Source organism: Moraxella sp. FZLJ2109 (assembly GCF_024296965.1).
GTDB lineage: Bacteria > Pseudomonadota > Gammaproteobacteria > Pseudomonadales > Moraxellaceae > Moraxella.
The window spans coordinates 503,543-528,406 of sequence record NZ_CP101112.1 but is presented as its reverse complement, the minus strand read 5'-3'; the positions used below and the strand labels follow the sequence as shown (position 1 = coordinate 528,406).

Below are 24,864 nucleotides of genomic sequence, written 5' to 3'. Positions count from 1 at the left end.
CTATCAATAATTTTTTTCATCATAAGCCCCCAAATCTGATTAATCCAAATTAACACTACCAAAAATTATCCTAAAAATAGGGGGTGGTGTCAAGGTGGGGGATGGGGTGAATGTGTAAAAATATTTGATGGCTGAACCAATCGTTGATGCCTGCTAAGTACCGATGACGATTGAGTAAATCTCATCACAAACCTGTACGACAAATAAAATATCATGTATGATGGCTTAGTGCTATTAACTTGGAAATATATATGATTACTTTATATCACCTAGAAAAATCGCGTTCGTTTCGTATCGTGTGGCTATTAGAAGAGCTGAAATTGGCTTATGGCTTGGATTATCAGCTGATCAGCCATCAGCGAGATAAGCGGACTTATCTGGCGCCCAGATCTTTTAGGGATATTCATCCGATGGGCAAGGCACCAATTTTGGTGGATGACAGCTTGCCTGATGGCGAGCAGGTGTTGGCGGAGTCGGCGCTGATTATTGAGTATTTGTTAAAAACTTATGATAGCGAGCAGCGATTTTATCCGACATGTGACAAGGCGTGGCGTGATTATACATTTTGGCTGCATTTTGCCGAAGGTTCGCTGATGCCGCCTTTGGTGATGGGGCTGATTTTGACCAAGGCAAGCCAAAAAGCACCGCTATTGGTCAGACCGATTGCCCGAAAAATCAAATCAGGCATTGATCAGATGATCTTAAGTAATAATATCAATTCGGCTTTGGGGCTAGTAGAAGAGACGCTGAGCCGCTCGCCATGGTTTGCAGGGGATGCGTTTACAGGTGCAGATGTGCAGATGTATTTTGCCATCGCAGCTGCCAGACAGCGTGTGGGCTTGGCAGGTATGAGTGCGACCACAGCATGGCTTGAGCGATGTGAATCACGGACAGGCTTTGGGCAGGCGGTACAGCGTGCGGGCGTGCTGTTCTAAGCTTTGATTTGACATAAAAAAGGTGATGGGCATATAGCGCATCACCTTGATTGAGACTGTGGATTATTTTTCAGAACCAAGCCAGCGATACAGGCCACCACCGATGGCACCGCCTAGAATTGGCGCTACCCAAAACAGCCAAAGTTGGCTGAGTGGCGTACCACCGACGAATGCAGCAACTGCAGTTGAGCGAGCAGGGTTTACCGAAGTGTTGGTGATAGGGATGCTAATCAAGTGAATCAGTGTCAAGCCAAGACCGATGGCAATCGGTGCAAAGCCTGCGACATTGTTCTTGTGCGTTGCACCCATGATGATGATCAAGAAAATCGCAGTCAGCACCACTTCAGCGATGAATGCTGATGCCATGCTATAGCCACCTGGTGAGAACTCACCAAAACCATTGGTGGCAAATGCACCTGCTGATGTTGCATCAATAGCAAAACTGCCATTGCCTGATGCAATCAGATAAATAATCAGTGCACCAACCAAACCACCCAAAACTTGAGCAACGATATAAGGCACAAGTTCTGCCTTTGAGAAACGGCCGCCCATCATTAGGCCCACGCTCACCGCAGGGTTGAAATGACCGCCTGAGATATGACCAAAAGCATACGCACCGGTCAAAACAGTCAAGCCAAACGCCAACGACACGCCCAAAAAGCCAATACCCAATGGGTTGCCATCACCACCAAAATTGGCAGCAAATACCGCGCTACCACAGCCGCCCAGCACCAACCATAAAGTGCCAAGAAATTCAGCGGTTAATTTTTTTGCTAACATAAATAAGCCTTATTCGTAAAGCACGAATCTAATTAAGGGTTAAAATTTCCAACCCTTTACTTGTCAATCATAAAATCATCAAAACATCACGACCATCAACCATTGCATCACGCAGCACCGAGTGTCATGGAATGTCGCAAATTATACGCCTGCACATGGCTGGCAAAAGTAATTTTTGGCAGTGATTTGCAATCGCTGGGTGATGTTTGTTGTGATTTTGCAAGTAGTTCGCACAATTTTTGAGCATCTACCTTCTTGTATTAAGCAGATAACAATTTATTTTTAAAATCATGCATGAAAAATGGCGCAGCCGCCCTTATTAATCTGCTTAAGCACAAAGTTTTAGTGATATTTTTAAATTGAGAAAAAGAGAAAAACCATGACCCGTCTATCCATTCTAAACCTTGCTCCTGTCCGCGAAGGTCAAACCAATCTTGATGCCATCAATAGCATGGTCAAGCTTGCTAAATTCGCTGATCAATCAGGCTTTCATCGCTACTGGATTGCCGAGCATCACAACACCAAAAGTCTGGTCAGCTCCGCCACGCAGGTGCTGATCGGGCATACGCTTGCGCAGACTGATCGCATTCGTGTCGGCAGCGGTGGGGTGATGCTGCCCAATCACAGCCCGTTGATGGTCGCTGAACAATACGGTACGCTTGCGACGCTGTACCCTGATCGTGTGGATTTGGGGCTTGGGCGAGCACCAGGTACTGATCCCAAGACCGCAGTGGCACTCAGACGCCATGCGCATGATATTTCGCATCAATTTCCACAGGATATCGCTGATTTGCAGCGGTATTTTGGCGATGATGATGTCCAAACCGATGTCAAAGCCATTCCCGCCATCGGTACAAAAATTCCGCTCTATATTCTCGGCTCAAGCACCGAAAGCGCGTATCTGGCGGCAGAATTGGGCTTGCCTTATGCCTTTGCCAGTCATTTTGCGCCGCGTCTGATGCCTGAAGCGCTGCATATTTATCGCAGTCATTTTGTGCCATCGGCGGTACTGGATAAGCCGTATGTCATTGTCGGCTGTAATGCTGTCGTCGCTGATACTGACTGTGAAGCACAGCGCCTTGCCACCACGCAGCAGCAGTCATTCCTAAATGTCGTGCGTGGGCGCGGTCAGCCGATGCAGCCGCCTGTCGATGACATGAATGCGCTGTGGCTGCCGCACGAAAAAGCCGCCGTACTGCACATGACGGCGTGTTCGTTCATTGGTGGTGCGGATACGGTGCGTAGCGAATTGCAGGCATTCCAAGATAAATTTGCCGCTGATGAGCTGATGGTGATGAGTAATATTTTTGATGAAAATCTGCAACAAGAAAGCTATCGTAAGCTACTAGATATTGTAAATCCATTATAAAATGATTATTTGTAATTATTAAAAATCAATCCAATTAATAACCAAAGGGCGTACATGATACGCCCTTAAAATTTTCCTAAGATTAAAAATCAACCAATAATTTGCAACACCTTCTTACAGCCATCATCAAATGATTTGACACCCAATCAATGATGCAAATCAGATTTTCGTACAATTCCAACCGCTGCACTCGGAATTTTTGGTGATTTGCCAAAAAATTTGCTATAATAAAAGCAATTTTTTGCAAATTTTACACAGAGCAGATTCATGACAAGCCAAACCACCAAAAAAGCCGAACTACTTTGCCCAGCAGGGACATTCAAAAATATGCAATACGCCTTCGCCTATGGTGCGGATGCTGTCTATGCAGGGCAGGCACGCTATAGCTTGCGTGTGCGTAATAATGACTTTGATGAAGATAACCTACGCCGTGGCATCGAGTATGCGCACAGCTTGGGTAAGCAGTTTTATGTGGTGGTCAATATCCAAGCGCATAATGCTAAGCTTAAGACATTTATCGAAGACATCCGCCCTGTGATTGAGATGAAGCCAGATGCGCTCATCATGTCGGATGCTGGTATGATTATGATGGTGCGTGAAGCCTTCCCTGAACAGGCGATTCATCTGTCGGTACAAGCCAATGCGGTGAACTGGGCGACGGTGAAATTTTGGAAACAAATGGGTGTCAGCCGTGTCATCGTCAGCCGTGAGCTATCGATGAAAGAGATTGAGCAGATCATTGCTGAAGTGCCTGATATGGAAATCGAAGTATTCGTCCATGGTGCATTGTGCATGGCGTATTCGGGTCGCTGTCTGTTATCTGGCTATATCAATAAACGAGATGCCAACCAAGGCACCTGCACCAATGCTTGCCGCTGGTCGTACAATACCTACAAAGCCACCGAAAACGAAACTGGCGACATCGTGCCAGTCACCCAAAGCACGGACACCGCTCAAGTCTTTGTGCCAAATCAAGCTGCCAATAGTAATGCCATCGGCACTGTGAATCTAAACGGTGATATGGTGATGGGTGATGACTATGTCGAACAGCCGAGCGATGAAGTGGTGCTGATCGAAGAGCAAGGTCGCCCAGGCGAGCTGATGGCGATGTATGAAGATGAGCATGGTACTTATATTATGAACTCCAAGGATTTGCGTGCGGTGGAGCTTGTACCTGATTTGGTCAATATGGGCGTGCATTCACTCAAGATCGAAGGGCGCACCAAGTCGCACTACTATGTGGCACGCACCGCTCAAGTCTATCGCCGTGCCATTGATGATGCGGTGGCGGGCAAGCCATTTGACACAAGTCTCATCACTGCACTGGATGGACTTGCCAACCGTGGCTATACCGAAGGTTTCTTACGCCGTCATGTACACAGCGACTACCAAAACTACGAGTACGGCTCATCCAAGACCGACCATCAGCAGTTCGTCGCCGAAGTCTCTGCCATCAGTGATGAGCGTCTCACGCTAGAAGTCAAAAACAAGCTGATGGTTGGTGATACCATCGAAATCATGACACCAAAAGGCAATATCACCTACACACTCACCGAGATGTGGGACAAAAAAGGCGAGTCAATCGATGGTGCGCTTGGTTCTGGTTGGATTTGCCAAATCGCCAATCCATTTAAGGATATGGATCATGAAGTGCTAAAATTCGCCTTGGTGATGAAAAGTGTGAGTGAGGCGATTTATACGTGAGTGATGAATTAAGCGATCGGTATGTAACTCGAATAAATAAAAGACGCTAAACCATGGCACTAAAAATCACCACCGACTGTATCAACTGCGACATCTGCGAGCCAGAATGCCCCAATGATGCCATCAGCTACGACCAAAAAGGTCAAAAAACCTATGTCATCAACCCTGATCTATGCACCGAGTGTATAGGCTTTTATGATGAGCCGACCTGCGATAAGGTCTGTCCGATTGACTGCATCATCAAAGATCCTGAGCGTGTCGAGAGCGATGATGAGCTGCTCGCCAAATACAAAAAAATCTGGAATAAATAATTTGTTTATCCCACCCAAATCCACCCATCACGCGGTGGATTTTTTTATCATCTATGGTCTATAAAATTCAAAATCATGCTGCGCCCACTCGTCTTGCTGTACTACCTGTACTATCGTGGGCTTGCCGCCTAACCTTATTTTGCTTTTATACGACCATAAAACCGTAATCAAAAACTAACTACAAATACAAATAATTCCCATTTATTTTATCAAATAATAGCAATTATCATTTACAAAAGAAAATTATTCTGATAAAATTCCCTGCCGTAGCGTTACCAAGATCATACAAATCATGCTTTGTGTAACAATCCGCTTTTTGGGTTTTGCGGACGATTTGTATGGCGATAACCACAGTGTGCTACCAGACATTGATAAGGAATACTATGAAAACTTTTGCAAAACTACCCCTAAGTCTTGCTGTCGTCGCGGTGATGTCAGCCCATGCTTATGCCGAAACAGCACAAACTGCTGAGCCAAGTGTCGTGCTTGAAGGCGAGACTATCGTCATCGACCGCCAAGGCACAAAAGTACAAACCAATGTAGTCAATCTGCGCGAAAAGGACGAAAGTACTGCCACGGATCTGCGCGGTCTATTAAAAAGCGAACCTGCGATCGATTTCGGCAATGGTAACGGCGCATCGCAGTACATCAGTATCCGCGGCATGGGTCAAAACTCGATTGATGTTAAGGTGGACAATGCTTACAGCGACAGCCAAATCTTATACCATCAAGGTCGCTTCACCCTTGATCCTAGCCTAGTCAAGATCGTCAGCGTCCAAAAAGGCGCAGGCAGTGCATCAGCAGGTATCGGTGCGACCAATGGCGCGATCATCGCCAAGACAGTCGATGCCAAAGATCTGCTACAGGGCAGTGATAAGGACTGGGGTGTGAAAATCAATGGCGGCTACTCAAGCAATGACGAGCATTCGTATGGCGCGACGGCGTTCGGTCAAGTGGGCGCATTCGACTTCTTGGTCAGTGGTAATCGCGTCGAACAAAACGACTACACCGCAGGTCGCGGCTACAAAAACTACCTAGGCGGTGATACCGTACCATCAAGCGCTTTGGACAAAGAAAGCTATCTGGCTAAGGCAGGCGTAACCTTGGGCGATCATCGCTTCGTGCTGAGCCATTTTAATGATACCAATAAAGGCGTGCGCAATGTGCGTGAAGAATTTGACATCTTCACCCCAGAAGAAAACAGCCGCCTAACCATCGATCGCCAAAAGCCACAATATCGTGAATTGTCGCTAGAAAATACCAACTTAGAATACACAGGCAATAACATCGGCTTTATCGATCAAGTCACCGCCAATGCCTATGTGATGAAAAACAAGCGCGAATCAGTGGATGATACAGGCAGCTATGGCGCGGTGACAGGCTATAACGAAACCGAAGTGAAAACCACAGGCGCGAATATCAACTTCGACAGCTATGTGTTTGGCGATACTTTGGTCAAATATGGCGTGAACTATCGCAAGCAAGAGATCGAGCCGAACCGTCATGGTGCAAATTTCGTCAAAAACACCGAAAAAACTGACACAGGCGTCTATGTCGAAGCGATCCATGACATCAAAGATGTCACGCTGACTGTCGGCGGTCGTTTTGATCATTTTGATTATACTGCGCTCAATGGTAAAGAAGTGTCGGATGGTCGATTCAGCCCAAGTGTCGGTGTGATTTGGCAAGCGACCCCAGAGCTGAGCCTAAGCGCTAACCATAACTACGCCACACGCAGCCCGCGCTTGGTTGATGCGCTATTGGCAGGTGGTAGTAATGTCACCATCGCTGATGATGTCAAGGCAGAGCGCGCCAAAAACACCGAGATCGGCTTCAACTACAACCGCGATAACTGGTTTGTTAATGGTAGCTACTACTGGCAGGATATCGATGGCTTGCTTGCCAATGGTCAAGCGATGCGCCACGATGTCTTTGGCAATCCTGTGTATGGTGATGCTGGCATCGATAATGTCGGTCATGCCAAGAACCACGGCTGGGAGCTTGGTGCAGGCTATAAGACCAAGAATATTACCGCGCGTCTGGGCGTCGCTGAGAGCAATCCAGAATTCTTCACTGACAGCGATAAAGTTACTATAGGTCGTAATGGCGTCGCGACACCGATTTCATTTAGCAATAAAGAATTCGGTGCGCGTGTCGGTCGTACTTGGACAGCAGGTCTTGCCTATCGCTTCGATGAGCCAAATGTCGAAGTCGGCGCGGATTATCGCGTGGTCGAAGATGCCAAAGGCACACATTGGATGAGCGATCCTGTGGCGGACAATCACCAAACTGAGCGCGACGGCTATCAAGTGATGGATGTCTATGCCAACTGGAAGCCGTATAATAACGACAAGATGAATGTCAATTTCGCCATCAACAACCTAACCAATGTCGATTATCGTCCGCACACCGCCATGAGCCTGCCTGCGGTCGGTCGTGAGTTCCGTGTTGGGGTGAATTACACTTTCTGATTGTGTGATCTATAAACTTTTCTCCACCAAAAATGCCCAAGCGATCCACTTGGGCATTTTTCTATGGGTTAAATTTTAAAAAGCTTAGTGAGATTGGATAAAACAGCTCACCTGCTCACACAAAATCCCCCACAGCCGAGATTGTGCCGCAAGACTGCCCCATGCATTGTGCGGTGTAAATAGCACGCGCGGATGGTCTTTGATGCTAAGCAGTGCATCATCATCAGCAAATGGCTCATTTTCAAAGACATCGGACGCATAGCCTAGAATCCGCCCATTTTGTACGGCTGTAACAATGCTTGCACCATCGACCACGCCGCCGCGCGCGACATTGATGATTAAGGGTTTTTTTATCATTTTTGCGATTGTCTGATCATTAATCAGATGCGCGGTGGCATCGGTTAATGGGCAGTGCAGACTGATGATATCGCTATTTGCCAAGACTTCATCAAACGCGGTGTAATCAGTATTTCTTGGTGCTTTGTCTTGATGTTCGGCATACAGCACCGTCATGCCAAAAACCTTGGCGATCTCACCGACACGACGCCCGATATTGCCTGCGCCAATGATGCCAAGCGTACGACCGTTAAGATCAAAAATTGGCTCATTCAGCAGACAAAATCTGCCATCTGCCTGCCAAGTGCCATCGGTCGCCACACGATGATAATAGCTGCCTGCGCGCATCACTGCCAGCATCAGCATGAAGGTATGCTCAGGTACGCTTGCCACCGAATAGCCTGCGACATTGTACAGCGTCACGCCATATTCTTCGCACGCTGCTTGATCGACATTATTCATGCCCGTGGCGGTCAGCTGAATCAGTCGCAGATCAGGCAGCTTGCTGATCACATCGCGCGTAAGCAATACTTTATTGGTGATGATGATTTGGGCGTCTTGACAGCGCTTGATGATCTGATCGGTGTCATTGTTTGTCGCGTCATAGACCACATAGTCTGTGATGCCATCTGGAGCAGGCAGGCTCAGCTCTTTTGAAAAAGTACCTGCATCTAAAAATACGGCTTTCATAATTGTCCTAAATTTTTCTCAATGATGAACGATAAAAGGATGCTAGTGATTGTAGCATGAATTTTGATAAAGTTTTTCACCTTGATGAATAACTGCACCAAAATATGTATAAAATTTCGCCTAAGCCCAAAGAAATTTAATGCGAAAATGCACAAACTCAAGTAAAATATAAGGTTTGATTGGGAAATTGCTCCCACCATATAGCTACAAAAATCACAAAAAGTATCATCATCGAGTTTTTTATGAGTGAAAATTTTGCCATCGGTCAGCGTTATTTATCAGACAGCGAAAGCAATCTTGGGCTAGGCGTCGTCATCAATGTCGATGAACGCTGCGTTCACATTCTTTTCCCCCAAAGTGAAGAAACGCGCGTCTATGCCAAAGCATCGGCACTGCTGTCGCGCGTCGTCTTTTCTGTCGGTGATGAGATCAGCGACCAAGATGGCAACTGCTTTACCGTGGCAAGCTGTGAAGATGTCGGCGGTGTGATGCGCTATCATCTCACTTGTGGCAAAAGCCTGATGGAGACGCGCTTGGCGGCGAATATCTCACTTGCCAAGCCGCTTGAGCGACTACTGGCAGGGCGTATCGAAGGCATGGATTGGTATGAGCTGCGCCAAGATGCCTTGCGCATCAATGCCATGCTTAGCCGTCATCCGCTGCGTGGTCTGATCGGTGCACGCGTGGACATCATCAAGCATCAGCTGTATATCGCGCATGAAGTGGGCAAACGCCTTGCGCCGCGTGTACTTTTGGCTGATGAAGTCGGACTGGGTAAGACCATCGAAGCAGGTCTGATCATGCATCAGCAGATCTTGACCGGTAAAGTCTCGCGCGTGCTGGTGCTGGTGCCAGACAGCTTGCAGTACCAATGGATGATCGAGCTCAAACGCCGCTTTAACCTGGATTTTGCTTTATTTGACCTGGTGCGCACCGCATCGATCAAAGAGCACAATCCTGATCAGAATGTCTTTTTGACCGAGCAATTCATCATCGCAGGCATTGATTTATTGCTTGACCATCATGATCTGTACGAGCAGGCTTATGCAGCAGGCTTTGATCTATTGGTCGTCGATGAAGCGCATCACTTGCAGTGGGATGCTGATCAAGGTGGTAATGATAAATATGAGCTGGTGGCGGATTTTGCTGCGGCGACCGCAGGCGTGCTGCTCTTGACCGCAACGCCTGAGCAGCTTGGGGTGGAGAGTCATTTTGCGCGCTTAAGATTGCTTGATCCGCATCGCTTTGATGATTTGGACGATTTTATCGCGGCACAAGATGCCTTTGCTGATGTAGCGATGGTGGCGACCTTGTTAATCGATGGTCAAGAATTATCCGAAAAACAAATCCGTGCCGTGGCAGGCTTATTAGGCTTTGATGAACCTGAGCTTGCTGATATCAATGCCAATGAGCGACTGCGTACCCATGTGATTAATGAGCTACTTGACCGTCATGGTACAGGCCGTGTGCTGTTTCGCAATACCCGTGATAGCGTCCAAGGCTTCCACGGTCGTATGAGTATTCCTTATCCATTGCCACTGCCTGATGTATGGAAGGGTACACATTATACCGATGGTAAGCTGCGTGAACAGCTGTGGGGCGAAGAGAGTTATCCCGATGGCGCATGGCTTGAGACCGATCCGCGTGTGTCATGGCTGATCAATCTATTGCGCGATGATTTGAAATATAAAAAAGTACTGCTGATCGCGCGCAGTGGTGCGACGATTGAGAGCTTAGAAGCGGTGCTGCGCTTGCACGCAGGCATTAAGACGGCGATTTTTACCGAGCAGATGAGCCTGCTTGAGCGCGACCAAGCAGCGGCATATTTTGCCGATGATGCAGGGGCACAGATTTTGCTGTGTTCTGAGATTGGTTCAGAAGGTCGTAATTTTCAGTTTGTCCAAGATTTGGTGTTGTTTGATTTGCCTGCCAATCCTGATACGCTTGAGCAGCGCATCGGTCGCCTTGATCGCATCGGACAAGTCGCCCAAATCCGCTTGCATGTGCCATTTGTCATGGGGACTGCCCAAGAGCGACTGTACAACTGGTACGATGGCGCGTTAAACATTTTCAATCACATTAGCCCAACGGCACAATCGGTGCAAGAAGCTTATATCGCTGAGCTTAAGCCTTTATTAGAAGGGGCGGAAACCGAAGACAATCGCACGGCGATGATTGAGCTGATCGCTGATGCGTCGGTATATCGCGGACAGCTAGAAGATGAGCTGCAGCAAGGTCGTGATCGCTTGCTTGAGTATAATTCTTGCCGTCCGAATGTCGCAAGTCGCATCGAGACGGCAATGCATGAGCTTGATAACAATAAGCTATTGCCTGTGTTTCTTGATCGCTATCTGACGGCGGTCGGCATGGATTATAGCATTCAGCGTGATGGCTCGTGGATTATCCATCCGATTGATGCATCAGAAGTGGATATCGAAGGCATCGAAAGCTTACCACTGGACGAAGATGGCATGACTTTAACCTTTGATCGCACCCAAGCCCTTGCTCGCGAAGATATGGAATACATGACTTATGAGCATCCACTGGTGCAGGCGGTGCTTGAGATGATTTTATCAGGGACATTTGGCAATACTCAAGTAGCACTGCTAAAATCTGCCGCCTTACCAAAAGGTATGCTGCTTGTCGAGAGTCAATTTCGCATCGAAGTCATCGCTGCCAAGTCGCTAAATCTCGCCGCTTATCTGCCACAGCAGAGCCTGCGCGTATTCTTAAGTGAGCGCGGTGATGACCTAAGCAAAGTCGCCACCAGTGAAAAAATCATGCCGTTGGTTGATCGCTTGGATAAAGCGCGCGCTCGCCAAGTCACCAAAGCACGCGCGGCGGTGATCGATGCTCGCGCCCAAGATGCCAAGCGTATCGCCGCTGAGCAGCTGACCGCCATCAGTACAGCGGCAGCGTCGGCATTTGGCGAGTACATGGATAAAGAAATCGGTCGCCTAACGCGCCTACAAGCCATCAATCCTAATGTGCGCGATGATGAAATCACCGCACTGGTTAAGCGCAAAGAACAAGGGCTTGACGCCTTGGGCAGCTTATCATTAGTGCCTGACAGCATTCGCGTCTTGGTGACGGTACAGCCTGATTAGCATATCTGTATGGCAGATGAAGGTAAATTAACCGTAAATGATATGAAAAAGCCTGACTCTGCCATGATTTATAAGGATTTTCATGTCATTTGCTAAAGTTCATACGCGTTCGGTCATTGGGCTAAATGCCCCGCAGGTGCTGGTCGAAGTGCATTTATCCCAAGGATTGCCTGCCTTGACCATCGTAGGCTTGCCCGAAGCGTCGGTGCGCGAGAGTAAAGATCGTGTGCGTTCGGCATTGATCAATTCTGGCTTTGAATTTCCCAATCGCCGCTTGACGATCAATCTTGCGCCAGCTGATTTGCCCAAAGATGGCGCGCGCCTTGATTTGCCGATTGCCATGGGGATACTTGCGGCAAGTGGTCAGATTGATGATAAGGTGCTTGATGGCTTTGAATTCATCGGCGAGCTTGCGCTCAATGGTGAGCTGCGTGACATCACAGGGGCATTGTCCGTGGCACGCGCGATTAAGTCTGATGCGGTCAAGCGCACCCTGATCGCACCCACAGCCAATGCACATGAAGCGGTGAAAGTCGGTGGCGTGACTGTACTTGCCGCAACGACACTCGATGCGGTGTGTCGCCATCTGGATGTGGTCAGTGGGATCAATAAAAATCCTGCCGATCTGCTGCCCATCGTCGATATTCCCACCCAAGATGATGAAGTCAGCTATGCGCTTGATCTGGCTGATGTCAAAGGTCAGCACCATGCACGCCGTGCGCTCGAGATCGCCGCGGCAGGTGGTCATTCCTTATTATTCAAAGGCTCACCAGGTTCTGGCAAGACCTTGATGGCATCACGCCTGCCGAGTATTCTACCGCCTTTGACCGATGAAGAAGCGCTTGAAGTGGCGAGCATCTACTCCATCGCAGGCGTGGCGCACCGCTTTGGCGAGCGACCATTTAGACAGGTTCATCACACCATTTCATCGGCAGCATTGGTTGGCGGCGGCTCAAAACCCAAACCAGGGGAGATTTCGCTTGGACATAAAGGCGCGGTGTTTTTGGATGAATTGCCAGAATTTGATCGAAAAACTTTAGAAACCTTGCGCCAACCCATCGAAGCTAAGGAAATCATCATCTCGCGTGCCAATTCGCAAGTGTCATTCCCTGCTGATTTTCAGCTGATCGCAGCGATGAATCCATGCCCGTGTGGCTATCACGGCGATCCATCAAACCGCTGTGTCTGCCGTCCTGAGCAGGTGAAAAAATACCAAGAAAGACTCTCAGGTCCTTTGCTTGACCGCATTGATCTGCACATCACTGTGCCAGCTTTGCCAATCGATGATCTACAAAATGCACCGACAGGTGAGCCATCCAGTGCCGTTCGCACACGCGTGATCGCCGCGCGAAATATCGCCATCCGCCGACAGGGTAAGGCGAATTATGAGCTGACCCCCAGAGAGCTTGACCAAGTGGCGACGCTTGGCGATGCCGAACAGCAAATGCTAAAAATCGCCACCGCGCGCCTAAATCTATCGGCACGCAGCTATCATCGCATCTTGCGCGTGGCGCGCACCATTGCGGATTTGGCAGGCAGCGAGCAGATCGGCACAGCGCACATTGCTGAAGCGTTGAGTTATCGCTAAGGCTTGGCTGATATTGCTAAGCCTGGACTAAGGTTTAAGGATTAAAGTTTAAGCTTAGCATTGGCTTAGGCGGACTTGAGCACATATGCCACAAGCTCATTAAAGTCATCAAAAGCGTAATCAGGCTTGGTCAGATCAATCGGTTCGCCATAGTTATAGCCATAGCGCAGCGCAAGTGTGGTCATACCACAAGCTTGCCCAGCCAAGATATCATTCTTCGAATCACCGATCATCGCTGCATCATCGATGGCGATATCTAGCGTCTGACAAATGTGCAAAAGCGGTGCAGGATCAGGCTTCTTCGTCGGCAGACTATCACCGCCAAGTACGATGTCAAACAAGTCCGTCCAAGCCATCTGCTTAAGAATCGCAGGTAAAAATCGCTCAGGTTTATTGGTGCATAAAGCAAGTGTCAAACCACGGGCTTTTAAGGCTTTTAGTCCATCGCTGACGCCTGTGTATTCACTGGTATCGCTTGCGATTTTGGCATATTCTTCTAAGAAAATCTCATGTGCTGCACTGATGGCAGTAGCATCATCTTGTCCGTGATGATTCAGCGCGCGTGTTACAAGATTGTGCGAGCCATTGCCCACCCAGCTTTTGACCGTGTTATTATCGACGCACGACAGCTGCAGGCGTGTCAGCATGGCATTGACCGCCGCCGCCAGCTCATTGGCGCTGTCGATCAGCGTACCATCGAGATCAAAAATCAGTAATTTTTTCATAGCTTATCCTTATAAAATCATCGAGGTTGCGTCAATTTGGCGAAAATTTGCCCAAAAATCATCAAAATTGGCAGATTTTTCCCAAATTTGTGCTTTGGTTGATTGTAACACAGCCTAAGAATTTTGGAAAACTTCACCAAACTGCGCAACATTGCTCAAAATTTAATCAATTTTCACTCAATTTTCCCCATCAATTATCAAAAATTATCAGTCATCAGTGATTGACAAAGAAAAAGTATGAATAAATTTGGCAATTTTGATGATGAAAATCTGTGCTTATTTGGGTGATTTGGGCAAAATTGATTAAAAATTAGACAGAATTTGCTAAAATCATGCCAAGTGCGCGGTGAGATTTGCGCAATCTTTGGCAAAATTAGAGAGATTTGACACATTTTGTTGCAGTTTGGGATGTAGTGTTGCTTGGCGTGAGCGAATTTTTGCAAAACTTTACATAGAATATCCAAAACACGCACAGTCAGTATGAAATATTTTGTTACTATAAACCCATCGTTTGAGATGACGCGATAATCACTAATCGCCATCTTGTTTAATCACTCAATAAGGAGACAAAACGATGAAAACTCTATCTAAAGCACTACTTGCTCTTTCAGCTTCTTCAGTTCTTGCCATGAGCGCGAACGCAGCCATCAGCTACGGCGCTTCAGAAGCAGCACAACCTTATGTGGGTGTTAAAGTCGGCACAATCGACGCTGACCAAATCGACGGCAATGTAACTGCATACGGCGTGTACGGCGGCTATAACTTCGACCAAAACTTCGGTGTCGAAGCAGAATATCTAGGCACTGACACCAAAGATTTCACCGCGAACAACCGTGCACTAGAAGGTGATGTGAAGACTTATGGTCTATACGGTACTTACCGTTACAACTTCAACAATACCCCAATCTATGCTAAAGCAAAACTGGGTGTAGCAAAAACTGAAGTTGATGTTGAATACCGTGGCAACGACGCACAGTACCTAAATTCTGACAAAACTGGCGTTGCTGGTGGTGTGGCACTGGGCTACAAGCCAACTTCAAATGTCGGTCTAGAGATCGGTTATAACTACCTATCAAAAGATGCGAACATGGCTGCTATCGGTGCACACATCGCATTCTAATCAGCTTTGTTTAAAATCTTAAATTAAAAAAGCACAAAATGATCGTCCAAGTCACATTGAGCGATCATTTTTTTATTTGTATAAACACACCAATAAAAAAGCAAGCACTTAGGCTTGCTTATTAATGAAGTTATAGGGCGGTTTCGTCCATTTCGCCTGTGCGAATGCGGATGACGCGCTCAAGTGGCGTAACGAAAATCTTGCCATCGCCGATTTTGCCAGAATTGGCGGTTTTCATGATGGCTTCGATGATCGGATCGACCATCTCATCACTGCAGGCGACTTCGATTTTGATCTTTGGCAAAAAGTCCACCACATATTCTGCGCCACGATACATCTCGGTATGACCTTGTTGGCGACCAAAGCCCTTGACTTCGGTGATGGTGATGCCGTTCACCCCGATTTCTGACAATGCTTCGCGCACATCGTCGAGTTTGAAGGGTTTGATGACAGCAGAAATCAGTTTCATGATTATTCCTTGGGCTTATGAGCTTAGTAGTAGATTTATTATATAAAAAAATTGCCAGAATGCCAACTGTCACAAGGCTGATAAAAATCACCCGAGCGGTGAAAATTTTGTTAAAATAAACCAAGCTTTTTATTTGACAATTATAAGGAATTCTCATGACTACCAAACGCTATGCTGTCATCGGTCTGGGTGGCTCAGGATTATCGGCGGTGAATTTTTTGGTCGAGCAAGGGTATACGGTCGCCGTCACCGATGGCAATGCCAATCCAGGCTTGGCAGATCAGCTGCCTGATGGTGTGGTGCATCATTTTGGGCAGATTGACGGCGCGCTATTGGGCAGTGTCGATGAGATCGTCATCAGCCCAGGGATTGATCCGCGTATTGAGCCAGTCGCTGCTGCCAAGGCGCGCGGCATTCCTGTCATCAGCGATGTGCAGCTGTTCATCGATGCATTGCAGGCGCGTGATGCCGCTGCTGGCACGCATACACCGATCGTCGCCATCACAGGATCTAATGCCAAAAGCACCGTAACGACTTTGGTCGGTGAGATGGCAAAAGCCGCAGGACTGGTGACAGGCGTGGGCGGTAATATCGGCACGCCTGCTTTAGAATTATTAAAAATTAACAATCTACAAATCGCGGTACTTGAACTGTCAAGTTTTCAGCTGGAGCATATCAGCCACTTAAATGCAGCTGCCGCGACGATCTTAAACATCTCGGCGGATCACTTGGATCGTCATGATGGCATGGATGATTATTTGGCGCAGAAGCTGCGTATTTTTGATAGTGCGGCAGCAGTAGTGATCTGCCAAGATGATGCCAAGCTTGCCGATACTTGTAAAAATACCTTACAAAATCTCTCACCAAATGCTGCCATCATCAGCACAGATAGCTCATTGAATAAGTCGGCGGCAGAGTTTTATCTGTATGATGATGGGCAAGGCTTGGCGTTGTACCATGAGCAGACACGCCTAATGGTGGCAGATGCATTGAAGATTAAAGGTAAGCACAATTTATTAAATGCCTTGTCTGCTTTGGCGCTCGGCAGTGCGGCAGGCTTGCCGATGGCGGCGATGCTGTCGGTGTTGGCTGAGTTTAAAGGTTTGCCACATCGCTGCGAATATGTCGATGAAGTCGATGGCAAGGCATATTTTAACGACTCAAAAGGCACAAACATCGGCTCAACCATCGCAGCAATCGCAGGGCTTGGCACGGTCTATGGCGAAGGGTCGCTTGCGCTGATTTTGGGTGGCATGGGCAAGGGTCAGGATTTTAGCGAATTGAGCGCCGATGTCGCGCGCTGGGTTGATACTGTGTATCTGATCGGCGTCGATGCGCCAGTGATCAAGGCAGGTCTGATCGCGGGCGATGATGGTGTGCAGTCTAAGCTTGTAGAAGTCGGCACGCTAGATAAGGCAGTGGCGGCAGCCAGCCAAAGTAATGCCAAGGCGGTGCTGCTATCGCCTGCGTGCGCAAGTTTTGATCAGTTCAAAAGCTATGGCGATCGCGGCGAGCAGTTTGTCAAGATGGTGCAGGCATTGCGCGCTTAAGCTGTAACCTTACCAAGGCATCAATCAGCCTTTGGGTGCATATTGCCCGAAGGCTGATTTTATATATGGTCTGCCAATTTTAAAATCATGCTGTATCGTCTTATTTTAAGTTGTTTGATGATAAAAATATGCGTACAAACCGCGAAATTACAACATTTCTTGGCAAAAACTCGGTATAATATTAGGTTATTTATTTCTTAGTTTTTTCAAGCGAAGTGCCATGCCTGAGACCGTTTCGCCTGCAAAAGCAGGTTTTGATTTTATTAATCGTTTGATCCAGCGCCTACAACATCTGCCCTATGTGCCATCGATCCGCACGCTCTTGCTGACAAGCTTGGGTTTGTTGGCTTGCTTAAGTTTGCTGATGATTGCGTCCGCATCCATTCCGTTTGCACAGCAGCACGGTATGAGCGACTTGGCGTTTTTTTATCGTCAGTTGGGCTATATGATTCTAGGTCTGGCAGCTGGTTATGCGGTTTATAAAGTTAAACTAAAAATTCTAGCCAGTTTTGAGCTGATGGTCATCGGCTGGATCGTCACAGGGGTACTGCTGCTTGCTACCTTGATATTTGGCGTGGATATCAATGGCGCGAAACGCTGGATCGACTTGGGTTTTGGTAATTTTCAGCCTGCTGAGCTGTGTAAGATGGTGATGATCATGACCACGGCAGAATATGTCGTGCGGCGTTCGGCGGATGTGCGCGAAAGTGTGTTTTATTCGTTTCGCTTGATGATTCCGTGTATTCCGCTGTGTGGTTTGTTGATTTTGCAGCCTGACTTCGGGAGCTTTGCGGTGATTATCGCCACGATGTTGGTTTTGTTGTTCATCGCAGGTTCGCCGCTGTATCAGTATGTTTCTGTTGCGGTCGTTGCGGCAGGCATGCTTGCTTTGTTTGTGATAACCAGTGACTATCGTATGCGCCGTATATCGAGCATTATGGATGATCCGTTCAATGATTTTCTTGGTGATGGCTATCAGCAGGCGAACAGTCTGTTGGCGCTTGGGCGTGGCGGCATCACGGGCACAGGCTATGGCGACAGTATCCAAAAGCTGTCCTATCTGCCTGAAGCGCACACTGACTTTTTGTTCGCGATCACAGGTGAAGAGCTGGGCTTGATTGGCTCGCTGGTGGTGATTCTCCTAGAAGCTGTGGTGATTTTCTCAATGATGGCGATCAGCTATATGGCATTCAAGCGTCGTCAGATGATTCTTTCCTACACGGTGTTTGGCTTTGCGGTGATGTTCTTTGGGCAGACGATGATCAATATCTTGATGAATCTTGGTATCGGTCCGACCAAGGGCTTGACTTTGCCGTTTTTCAGCTATGGCGGTTCGTCGATTCTGATCTCAAGTATGATCATCGGCTATGTGCTCAATGTCTATGAAAACAGCCCAATCATTGCCGCCAATAAAGAAAGTCCGCGATATTAAGCCGTTATTCATCATTGAGAAAATTTTCATAATAATCCATAAAAAACACCCCACCATAAAAATCTTGACATTTTAGTACCGTAGGGTGCGCTGAGCGCACCGGTAAAATACCCAATGTGTAAATTTACCAAAAAATTTGCAAAATTCACCATAAAAATCAAATATTTGTGGTGTGTTGGAGCGGTGTCGTACCCTGCGGTTCTGATTTGACAAACCCAAACATGAAAAAGAAAGAAGCCTGTAGCCCGTAGGTTAAGTTAAGGCACGAAACCCAACAAATTCAAAGAGCAATGCTAAACATAAATTAAGTTTTGCCAAAAACCAACCCAATTATTAAACATCATTATTAAATAAAAAAGTTATTTTCATAGAAAAATGTTGGGTTTTGCAAGCTCAACCCACGGGCTTGAAATATTTGGGAGAGAAATAATGTTCGTAATTAATAATAAAATGGCTAAGTTATTAAATAATATCAATAATATTAACATTATTGATATTAATCAAAACCTATATGAATTATTAAACTTGGAATTTGAAAAAAAAGCTGGCGGTATATTTTTTCATGGAGCATACACAAGTCAATATGATGATAAAATAATTTCTCAAGAGTATATAAGAAGAGTGCATACCGATATATCAGGAATGGAGATATCTTTGAACATGATACATATTGATGACTATGTGAATTCAGAGGTATTTTTACAATCTATAGCTTTTTTAAAAAGATTTATTGAAAAATGGACTCTATTAGAAAACTCTGAATTTTTGGCAATCGTATCCTTTCAGGATGATGATGTAGGAACTTTTTCAAAATTTAGCTTTCATAAAATAAGACCTGGGGAAATGGTTTATGATATTAATAATATTGATAAATTCCTTGAGGCGGTAATGATATATATATCTGATATTTCTGCTTTTAACCCCAGCCAACACCTTTGATAAGTACAGTAGCCCGTAGGTTAAGTTAAGGCACGAAATCCAACAAATTCAAAGAGCAATGCTAAACATAAATTAAGTTTTGCCAAAAACCAACTCAACCTACAGCCCGTAGGGTGGATTTGCAGATGGAGTTATGATTGATATGAAAAAGGGCGCGTTACCAGCACCCTTAAGTATGTTAAATAAATTGATAATGATTTAAAACTACAACCAACCACTCACCATCAACTGCACGCCGACGACCATCAGCAACACGCCAAAAGCGCGCTTGAGCGTCTGTGCAGGCAGGGCATGAGCAAGGCGCGCGCCGACTTTTGCCATGACAAAGCTGACAATGCTGATGCTGACAAATGCACCGATATGCACAAAGCCAATCAAGCCATCGACATCCATCTGCGAGACATCAGCATGACCGAACCACATAAAACCAAGCGCGCCAGCGATGGCGATCGGCAGACCGCACGCCGCAGAAGTGCCGACGGCTTGTTTCATCGGTACGCCATTTTGGCTTAGGTATGGCACGGTCAGACTGCCACCGCCGATACCAAAAACCGCCGATAACAGACCGATCACAACCCCTGCCAAAGACTGCTTATAATCAGCAGGCGGCGGAACATCAAGGCGTTCTTGGTTGGGGAAAAACAGCATTTTTACCGCCATCAAAATCGCACCACCGCCCAAGATAGCCTGTAGCATCGCGCCATCGATCAGCGTCGCCACCCAAGCACCAACAAGACTGCCCAGCACCAAGCCTTTTGCCATATTTTTAAAAATTTCCCAACACACACCGCCGCGCTTATGATGTGCTGACATCGAGCTGATGGAAGTCAGAATGATGGTCGCCAATGCCGTGCCGACCGCGACATGGGGAACGATCTCACTTGGCAAGCCATAATATGCCAAAATCCAAATCAGCGCAGGCACAATCACCATCCCGCCGCCGACGCCGAACAATCCTGCGCACAGTCCTGCGATCGTCCCTGCGATGATAAACCATAGATAAATCATTGTTTTGTCCAATTTTTGCTGAAAGATGTGTTATTATAACGCAATTTTTTACAAATTTGTGACGGCATTTTTTTTGAATGAATATTCGCGCAGTTGATACGATGGATGATTTGCACAAGGAACAGAGCGATTGGCAAAAGCAGTGGCAGCAGCAGTGGCAAGCAATTTGGCAAAAGATCCGCGCCAATCACCACCACGACGCGCTGACCGACAGCACCAACACACAGCTAATGACCGCGCTGACGCAAGGCAGGCTCGACCCAAGCCGCCCACATCTATGGACGGCTGATGCACAGAGTGCGGGGCGTGGGCAGCACGGTAGATCGTGGGTGAGTGGCGTGGGCAATGTGTTTTTGTCCTTGTATGTGCCGATGTCTGCGGCGGCTGATGGCTTTGGGCTGCACCGCTTAAGTGGTTTATTATCCTTAAGTGTGGGGCTGACTTTATCGCAGTTACCCATCATTAATGCCATCAATGATGCGCGCGTGCGCTCAGGGCTTGGCAAAGTGGGTGTCAAATGGGCGAATGATGTCGGCTATTATGACGATACGCGCCATCTGTTTCAGAAGCTTGCTGGGATTTTGATTGAGCCTGTGTATGTGCGGCGTGGTGACAAGACAGGATTGGTCGGTGTCATTACGGGTATAGGGCTCAATGTCAAAAGCAGTCCTTTGATCAAAGATGGTCTGTATCAAGCGACCTGCCTACAAGATCTGTGCGACGCTGCCGCCATCGCCGATGTACCGACGGCGCACGCGCTGTATCAGCCGATGTGTCAGGCGGTTTGCCAAGCGATCCAGTGGCAAAATCAGCTCAATGATGAGCACGCGCGATTGGATTTTGTTGATGTGTTCAATCAGGCGCACATCTTGACAGGTAAAGAAATCAAGGTCTATGCACGCGATGAGATGCAGGTAGTGGCCCAAGCAGGGCGGTGCGTGGGGATTGATGATCAAGGGGCGTTATTGCTAGAAAATGCAGGCAGTATTGAGCGTGTATTCGCCGGTATGATTCAATCTGCTTAACTGATAAATTTAAATTAAAATGATAAAAAGGAATAATCAATGACGGTGCTTTGGCTGGATTTGGGCAATACCCGATTGAAATATTGGCTGATCGATGATGGGCAAGTCATCGCATCGGACGCCAAAGAGCATCTAAAAGCGCCCAATGAGCTGCTGATGGGTTTGTTCGGTACTTTTATTCGCTTTCATCCGCAGTTTGTCGGTATCTCAAGCGTCTTGGGCGAGAAAATCAATGGCAAAATCGCCGAGACGCTTGATGATCTTGGCGTGCCTTATGAATTTGCCAAAGTCAATGACCGCCATCCTAAGCTGTACAGCCATTATGACCCCAAGCAGCTTGGCGTGGATCGCTGGCTGCAGATGCTCGGTGCGGTCGATGGTGCGCGTCGTCAGTGTGTCGTCGGTTGTGGCACGGCATTGACGATGGATGTAATCGATCAAGGTGTGCATTTGGGCGGCTATATCCTACCCAATGCTTATATGCAGCGTCATGCGCTGTATGCAGGAACGCAGCAGATTGGCGTCAAGCAAGGGCGATTTGATGATCTTGCCTTGGGTGTGACGACCGATGACGCGGTGCATCATGGGATTTTATTTGGCATTGTCGGTGCGATCAAGCAGCTGCAGGCGCAGTATGATGCGTTTGAGCTGATTCTGACAGGCGGTGGGGCGATGACTTTGATGCCGTTTTTGGATCATGCTACCGTGGATGAAAATCTGCTTTTGACAGGTCTGCAGCGGTATTTTGGGCGGTGAGTTGATCATCATTCCTGATATTCATCCAATAAATGTCGCCAAATCTCTAAAGTATTTGGCTTAAGATATCCTTTTTCTACGATCAGTTCAAGTGCCAAAGTTTGTAGGTTTTTTGCCAATTCAAACTGACCGCACCAAGCCAGCGAGCGGATGATGCGGCTGATTTTCTTTTCTTGATGACCGACTTCTTGTAGCCAATACTGCTGTGATTTGAGCGTGTCTGTGGCAAATACTTGAGTGCCTTGTCGTTCGATGCCAAAATGCTGAATGATTTTATCAAAGGATGTTAAGAATTTTTGTTGGATTTCGAGATTGGTGCGAAAGAAAATCAAATCATCGCCAAGCAGCAGCGGCACAGTTCTGTTCCATTTAGAAGAGTGATCAATCGGAAATAACCACTCAATATACAGATACTGCATTTTGATAAAGTTTGGCGGTAGCTGCCACAGATCCTCTAAACCAAAATCAAAATATGGCGTCTTTGTAAGCCCTAGATAAAATTCATTGATCGGATGCATGGTTGCCTGCCTGTTTGGTTTGGTTGTTCATCAAGTATAACATGGTAGTGCGACAGATTGTGTCGTGGTTTGCCAGCAACCAAACCCAAACAAAAAAACCAAGCATTATCTGATGCTTGGTTTTTTTATTGTGCTTAGCGATTATTTCGCAGCAGGAATGATGACTTCTTGTGAAGTTTCATTCAGGGCTTTTACCGCAGCTGCATCAGTCGGTGCTGGCAGTACTTGCACGCCTTTTGGGGTATAGGCCAGACCCAGTGTTTTGCTGGTCTCGGCACGCACTTTATCCAGTAGCGCAGGGTCTTTTGACAGATCCTTGCCATAAGATGGGATGATTTCTTGCAGTTTGCCTTGCCATTTGCCCGCCACTTGCTCAGGGAAGGCTTTTTCAAGTAGGTTTAGCAGGATGTGTGGTGAAGTTGATGCACCCGGTGATGCACCCAGTAGTGCGGTCACAGAACCATCTTGTGAAGCAAAAATCTCGGTACCGAACTGCAATTTGGCAGGCTCACCTGGTAGCTGCTTGATGATTTGCACGCGCTGACCGCCTTGGAAGGCTTTCCAGTCTTCAAGCTTAGCTTCTGGATAGTATTTTTGTAACTCTTTTAGACGCTCGGCATCACTTAGCATCACTTGACTGACCAGATATTTGACCAAATCGGTATTCTCAAGACCGATTTTCGCCATTGGTAGCGCGTTGTCTTTGGTGGCCGAATTAATCAAATCAAGCTGCGAGCCATTTTTCAAGAACTTATTAGAATAAGTCGCAAATGGGCCAAATAGCACATATTGTTTGCCATCGATATAGCGCGTATCAATGTGCGGTACTGACATCGGTGGTGCGCCAAGTTCAGCTTTGCCATAGACTTTGGCATTATGCGCCTTGACGATTTCAGGCTTATCAGTCATCAAGAATAGACCGCCGACAGGGAAGCCTGCATAATATTTACTCTCAGGCAGATCGGTGTACTGCAACAGCTTAATCGCTGCACCACCTGCACCGACGAATACAAAGCGCGTCTTGGTGTGCGTGGTTTCGCCTGTTTGTAGGTTTTTCACACTCACAGTCCAAGTCTTGTCATCATTACGGCTGATGCCCGTCACTTCGCTATTGACTGACAGCTTGAAGTTTGGGTGCTTGTTCAGACCATCCACAAGCTGCGTGGTGATCGCGCCATAATTGACATCGGTACCGATATCCATGCGTGTGGCGGCAACTTTTTGCGCAGCATCACGACCTTGCATGACAAGCGGCGCCCAATTGGCGATCTCAGCCTTATCTTCGGTATAGACCATGTCGCTAAACAGTGGCGATTGGATCATCGCTTGATGGCGACGTTTTAGAAAATCAACCTGATCACCCCACACAAAGCCGATGTGTGGCACAGGATTGATGAAGCTTGATGGTGTACCTAGGCGACCTTGTTTGACTTGATAAGACCAAAACTGCTTTGAGACTTCAAACTGACTGGCGATTTTCTCCGCGCGCTCAATGTCAATGCTGCCATCTTCAGCTTCGGCGGTGTAGTTCATCTCCATAAAGCCTGAGTGACCTGTGCCAGCATTGTGAAAGCCGTTCGAGCTTTCTTGTCCGACCTGATCAAGTCGCTCATACATGCGAATCTGCCAATCGGGCTCAAGCTCGCTCAAATAAGTACCCAGTGTCGCGCTCATGATGCCGCCACCGATCAGCACTGCATCGACGACAGGCTCGTTGCTGTCAGTCTGTACAGGCTTGGTCGCGACATTGCGGAATAAGAAAATCAGTGCTGCAATCAGGGCCAAAACAATCAGCACCGCGATAAGACGCAAAATTTTTTTCATAAAAACAACTATAGCTTAAGTTTATTATCAAATTATTATAAAGTTATAGTCTGCTAACTTTGAAATAATACTCTGTCAAACTCGCTCGTAGTGCCATCTTGTGAGACTTTGCTTGTTTTCCTGGCCTTATTCCAAATTTGTTTGACTATAAATTATTCAAAATATAGAAAAATATATTCAATAATTATAAATAATCAGATAATGTCA

General features: G+C 47.1%; 20 protein-coding genes. 13 read left to right on the top strand and 7 right to left on the bottom strand.

Annotated elements, in window-relative coordinates; genetic code table 11:
* Positions 1–251: 251 nt before the first annotated feature.
* The gene (locus NKU06_RS02485; protein ID WP_254728508.1) at positions 252–935 is read left to right on the top strand and encodes a glutathione S-transferase; all 684 of its coding nucleotides are present in this window, start codon (positions 252–254) and stop codon (positions 933–935) included.
* A gap of 63 nt (positions 936–998) precedes the next feature.
* Here the strand turns inward: NKU06_RS02485 and aqpZ are convergent, their stop codons facing one another.
* Positions 999–1,715, bottom strand: coding sequence for an aquaporin Z (gene aqpZ / locus NKU06_RS02480; protein WP_254728506.1), 717 nt, complete (start codon positions 1,713–1,715; stop codon positions 999–1,001).
* Positions 1,716–2,094: 379 nt separating this feature from the next.
* Here aqpZ and NKU06_RS02475 point away from each other — a divergent pair, with 379 nt between their 5' ends.
* The 4 genes from NKU06_RS02475 (at position 2,095) to NKU06_RS02460 (ending at position 7,570) form a co-directional block, all read left to right on the top strand.
* The gene (locus NKU06_RS02475) at positions 2,095–3,084 is read left to right on the top strand and encodes an LLM class flavin-dependent oxidoreductase (protein ID WP_254728504.1); all 990 of its coding nucleotides are present in this window, start codon (positions 2,095–2,097) and stop codon (positions 3,082–3,084) included.
* 267 nt (positions 3,085–3,351) lie between these two features.
* The gene (yegQ, locus tag NKU06_RS02470) at positions 3,352–4,788 is read left to right on the top strand and encodes a tRNA 5-hydroxyuridine modification protein YegQ (RefSeq protein ID WP_254728502.1); all 1,437 of its coding nucleotides are present in this window, start codon (positions 3,352–3,354) and stop codon (positions 4,786–4,788) included.
* A gap of 53 nt (positions 4,789–4,841) precedes the next feature.
* Entirely contained in the window at positions 4,842–5,099 is a 258-nt protein-coding gene (locus tag NKU06_RS02465; protein WP_253224217.1) for a YfhL family 4Fe-4S dicluster ferredoxin, read from the top strand.
* A 383-nt stretch (positions 5,100–5,482) separates the two neighbouring features.
* Positions 5,483–7,570 carry a TonB-dependent receptor domain-containing protein gene (locus tag NKU06_RS02460; RefSeq protein ID WP_254728500.1) on the top strand — a complete coding sequence of 696 codons (2,088 nt, stop codon included), beginning with the start codon at positions 5,483–5,485 and terminating at the stop codon, positions 7,568–7,570.
* An 84-nt stretch (positions 7,571–7,654) separates the two neighbouring features.
* On the opposite strand, the gene NKU06_RS02455 is transcribed toward NKU06_RS02460, so the two are convergent.
* On the bottom strand, positions 7,655–8,596 hold the full coding sequence (locus NKU06_RS02455; protein WP_254728498.1) for a D-2-hydroxyacid dehydrogenase: 942 nt from the start codon (positions 8,594–8,596) through the stop codon (positions 7,655–7,657).
* A gap of 242 nt (positions 8,597–8,838) precedes the next feature.
* On the opposite strand from NKU06_RS02455, the gene rapA reads away from it, so the two are divergent.
* Both rapA and NKU06_RS02445 read left to right on the top strand, forming a co-directional pair.
* Positions 8,839–11,703 carry an RNA polymerase-associated protein RapA gene (gene rapA, locus NKU06_RS02450; protein ID WP_254728496.1) on the top strand — a complete coding sequence of 955 codons (2,865 nt, stop codon included), beginning with the start codon at positions 8,839–8,841 and terminating at the stop codon, positions 11,701–11,703.
* An 82-nt stretch (positions 11,704–11,785) separates the two neighbouring features.
* Entirely contained in the window at positions 11,786–13,291 is a 1,506-nt protein-coding gene (locus NKU06_RS02445) for a YifB family Mg chelatase-like AAA ATPase (protein ID WP_254728494.1), read from the top strand.
* 65 nt (positions 13,292–13,356) lie between these two features.
* Here the strand turns inward: NKU06_RS02445 and NKU06_RS02440 are convergent, their stop codons facing one another.
* On the bottom strand, positions 13,357–14,016 hold the full coding sequence (locus tag NKU06_RS02440; protein ID WP_254728492.1) for a phosphoglycolate phosphatase: 660 nt from the start codon (positions 14,014–14,016) through the stop codon (positions 13,357–13,359).
* Between the two features lie 574 nt (positions 14,017–14,590).
* On the opposite strand from NKU06_RS02440, the gene NKU06_RS02435 reads away from it, so the two are divergent.
* Positions 14,591–15,136, top strand: a complete 546-nt coding sequence (locus NKU06_RS02435) for a porin family protein (protein ID WP_253224211.1) — start codon at positions 14,591–14,593, stop codon at positions 15,134–15,136.
* Positions 15,137–15,266: 130 nt separating this feature from the next.
* On the opposite strand, the gene NKU06_RS02430 is transcribed toward NKU06_RS02435, so the two are convergent.
* Complete coding sequence (locus tag NKU06_RS02430; protein WP_253224210.1) at positions 15,267–15,605, bottom strand: P-II family nitrogen regulator; 339 nt, start codon at positions 15,603–15,605, stop codon at positions 15,267–15,269.
* Positions 15,606–15,760: 155 nt separating this feature from the next.
* Here NKU06_RS02430 and murD point away from each other — a divergent pair, with 155 nt between their 5' ends.
* From murD to NKU06_RS02415, 3 genes are all read left to right on the top strand, one after another.
* A complete protein-coding gene (gene murD, locus NKU06_RS02425; RefSeq protein ID WP_254728490.1) occupies positions 15,761–17,155 on the top strand; it encodes a UDP-N-acetylmuramoyl-L-alanine--D-glutamate ligase in 1,395 nt (464 codons plus the stop codon).
* Between the two features lie 220 nt (positions 17,156–17,375).
* Positions 17,376–18,587 (top strand): FtsW/RodA/SpoVE family cell cycle protein, encoded by a 1,212-nt coding sequence (locus NKU06_RS02420; RefSeq protein ID WP_254728487.1) that lies wholly within the window; start codon positions 17,376–17,378, stop codon positions 18,585–18,587.
* Between the two features lie 429 nt (positions 18,588–19,016).
* Positions 19,017–19,526: a hypothetical protein gene (locus NKU06_RS02415; protein ID WP_254728485.1), complete on the top strand. Its 510-nt coding sequence runs from the start codon at positions 19,017–19,019 to the stop codon at positions 19,524–19,526.
* A 204-nt stretch (positions 19,527–19,730) separates the two neighbouring features.
* Here the strand turns inward: NKU06_RS02415 and NKU06_RS02410 are convergent, their stop codons facing one another.
* Positions 19,731–20,534, bottom strand: coding sequence for a sulfite exporter TauE/SafE family protein (locus NKU06_RS02410; protein ID WP_254728483.1), 804 nt, complete (start codon positions 20,532–20,534; stop codon positions 19,731–19,733).
* 77 nt (positions 20,535–20,611) lie between these two features.
* On the opposite strand from NKU06_RS02410, the gene NKU06_RS02405 reads away from it, so the two are divergent.
* A complete protein-coding gene (locus tag NKU06_RS02405) occupies positions 20,612–21,559 on the top strand; it encodes a biotin--[acetyl-CoA-carboxylase] ligase (RefSeq protein WP_254728481.1) in 948 nt (315 codons plus the stop codon).
* Between the two features lie 39 nt (positions 21,560–21,598).
* On the top strand, positions 21,599–22,315 hold the full coding sequence (locus NKU06_RS02400; protein ID WP_254728479.1) for a pantothenate kinase: 717 nt from the start codon (positions 21,599–21,601) through the stop codon (positions 22,313–22,315).
* A gap of 8 nt (positions 22,316–22,323) precedes the next feature.
* On the opposite strand, the gene NKU06_RS02395 is transcribed toward NKU06_RS02400, so the two are convergent.
* Both NKU06_RS02395 and mqo read right to left on the bottom strand, forming a co-directional pair.
* A complete protein-coding gene (locus tag NKU06_RS02395) occupies positions 22,324–22,833 on the bottom strand; it encodes an opioid growth factor receptor-related protein (RefSeq protein ID WP_253224203.1) in 510 nt (169 codons plus the stop codon).
* Positions 22,834–22,974: 141 nt separating this feature from the next.
* Positions 22,975–24,657, bottom strand: coding sequence for a malate dehydrogenase (quinone) (gene mqo / locus NKU06_RS02390; protein WP_254728476.1), 1,683 nt, complete (start codon positions 24,655–24,657; stop codon positions 22,975–22,977).
* Between the last annotated feature and the right edge of the window lie 207 nt (positions 24,658–24,864).

Bases quoted from the DNA above. Each gene is read 5' to 3' on its own strand.
- NKU06_RS02445 (WP_254728494.1), top strand. From the start codon at position 11,786: ATGTCATTTGCTAAAGTTCATACGCGTTCGGTCATTGGGCTAAATGCC.
- NKU06_RS02395 (WP_253224203.1), bottom strand. From the start codon at position 22,833: ATGCATCCGATCAATGAATTTTATCTAGGGCTTACAAAGACGCCATAT.
- NKU06_RS02465 (WP_253224217.1), top strand. From the start codon at position 4,842: ATGGCACTAAAAATCACCACCGACTGTATCAACTGCGACATCTGCGAG.
- NKU06_RS02460 (WP_254728500.1), top strand. From the start codon at position 5,483: ATGAAAACTTTTGCAAAACTACCCCTAAGTCTTGCTGTCGTCGCGGTG.
- aqpZ (WP_254728506.1), bottom strand. From the start codon at position 1,715: ATGTTAGCAAAAAAATTAACCGCTGAATTTCTTGGCACTTTATGGTTG.
- NKU06_RS02435 (WP_253224211.1), top strand. From the start codon at position 14,591: ATGAAAACTCTATCTAAAGCACTACTTGCTCTTTCAGCTTCTTCAGTT.
- NKU06_RS02415 (WP_254728485.1), top strand. From the start codon at position 19,017: ATGTTCGTAATTAATAATAAAATGGCTAAGTTATTAAATAATATCAAT.
- NKU06_RS02440 (WP_254728492.1), bottom strand. From the start codon at position 14,016: ATGAAAAAATTACTGATTTTTGATCTCGATGGTACGCTGATCGACAGC.
- NKU06_RS02405 (WP_254728481.1), top strand. From the start codon at position 20,612: ATGAATATTCGCGCAGTTGATACGATGGATGATTTGCACAAGGAACAG.
- rapA (WP_254728496.1), top strand. From the start codon at position 8,839: ATGAGTGAAAATTTTGCCATCGGTCAGCGTTATTTATCAGACAGCGAA.
- NKU06_RS02400 (WP_254728479.1), top strand. From the start codon at position 21,599: ATGACGGTGCTTTGGCTGGATTTGGGCAATACCCGATTGAAATATTGG.
- NKU06_RS02485 (WP_254728508.1), top strand. From the start codon at position 252: ATGATTACTTTATATCACCTAGAAAAATCGCGTTCGTTTCGTATCGTG.
- NKU06_RS02420 (WP_254728487.1), top strand. From the start codon at position 17,376: ATGCCTGAGACCGTTTCGCCTGCAAAAGCAGGTTTTGATTTTATTAAT.
- mqo (WP_254728476.1), bottom strand. From the start codon at position 24,657: ATGAAAAAAATTTTGCGTCTTATCGCGGTGCTGATTGTTTTGGCCCTG.
- yegQ (WP_254728502.1), top strand. From the start codon at position 3,352: ATGACAAGCCAAACCACCAAAAAAGCCGAACTACTTTGCCCAGCAGGG.
- NKU06_RS02455 (WP_254728498.1), bottom strand. From the start codon at position 8,596: ATGAAAGCCGTATTTTTAGATGCAGGTACTTTTTCAAAAGAGCTGAGC.
- NKU06_RS02475 (WP_254728504.1), top strand. From the start codon at position 2,095: ATGACCCGTCTATCCATTCTAAACCTTGCTCCTGTCCGCGAAGGTCAA.
- NKU06_RS02410 (WP_254728483.1), bottom strand. From the start codon at position 20,534: ATGATTTATCTATGGTTTATCATCGCAGGGACGATCGCAGGACTGTGC.
- NKU06_RS02430 (WP_253224210.1), bottom strand. From the start codon at position 15,605: ATGAAACTGATTTCTGCTGTCATCAAACCCTTCAAACTCGACGATGTG.
- murD (WP_254728490.1), top strand. From the start codon at position 15,761: ATGACTACCAAACGCTATGCTGTCATCGGTCTGGGTGGCTCAGGATTA.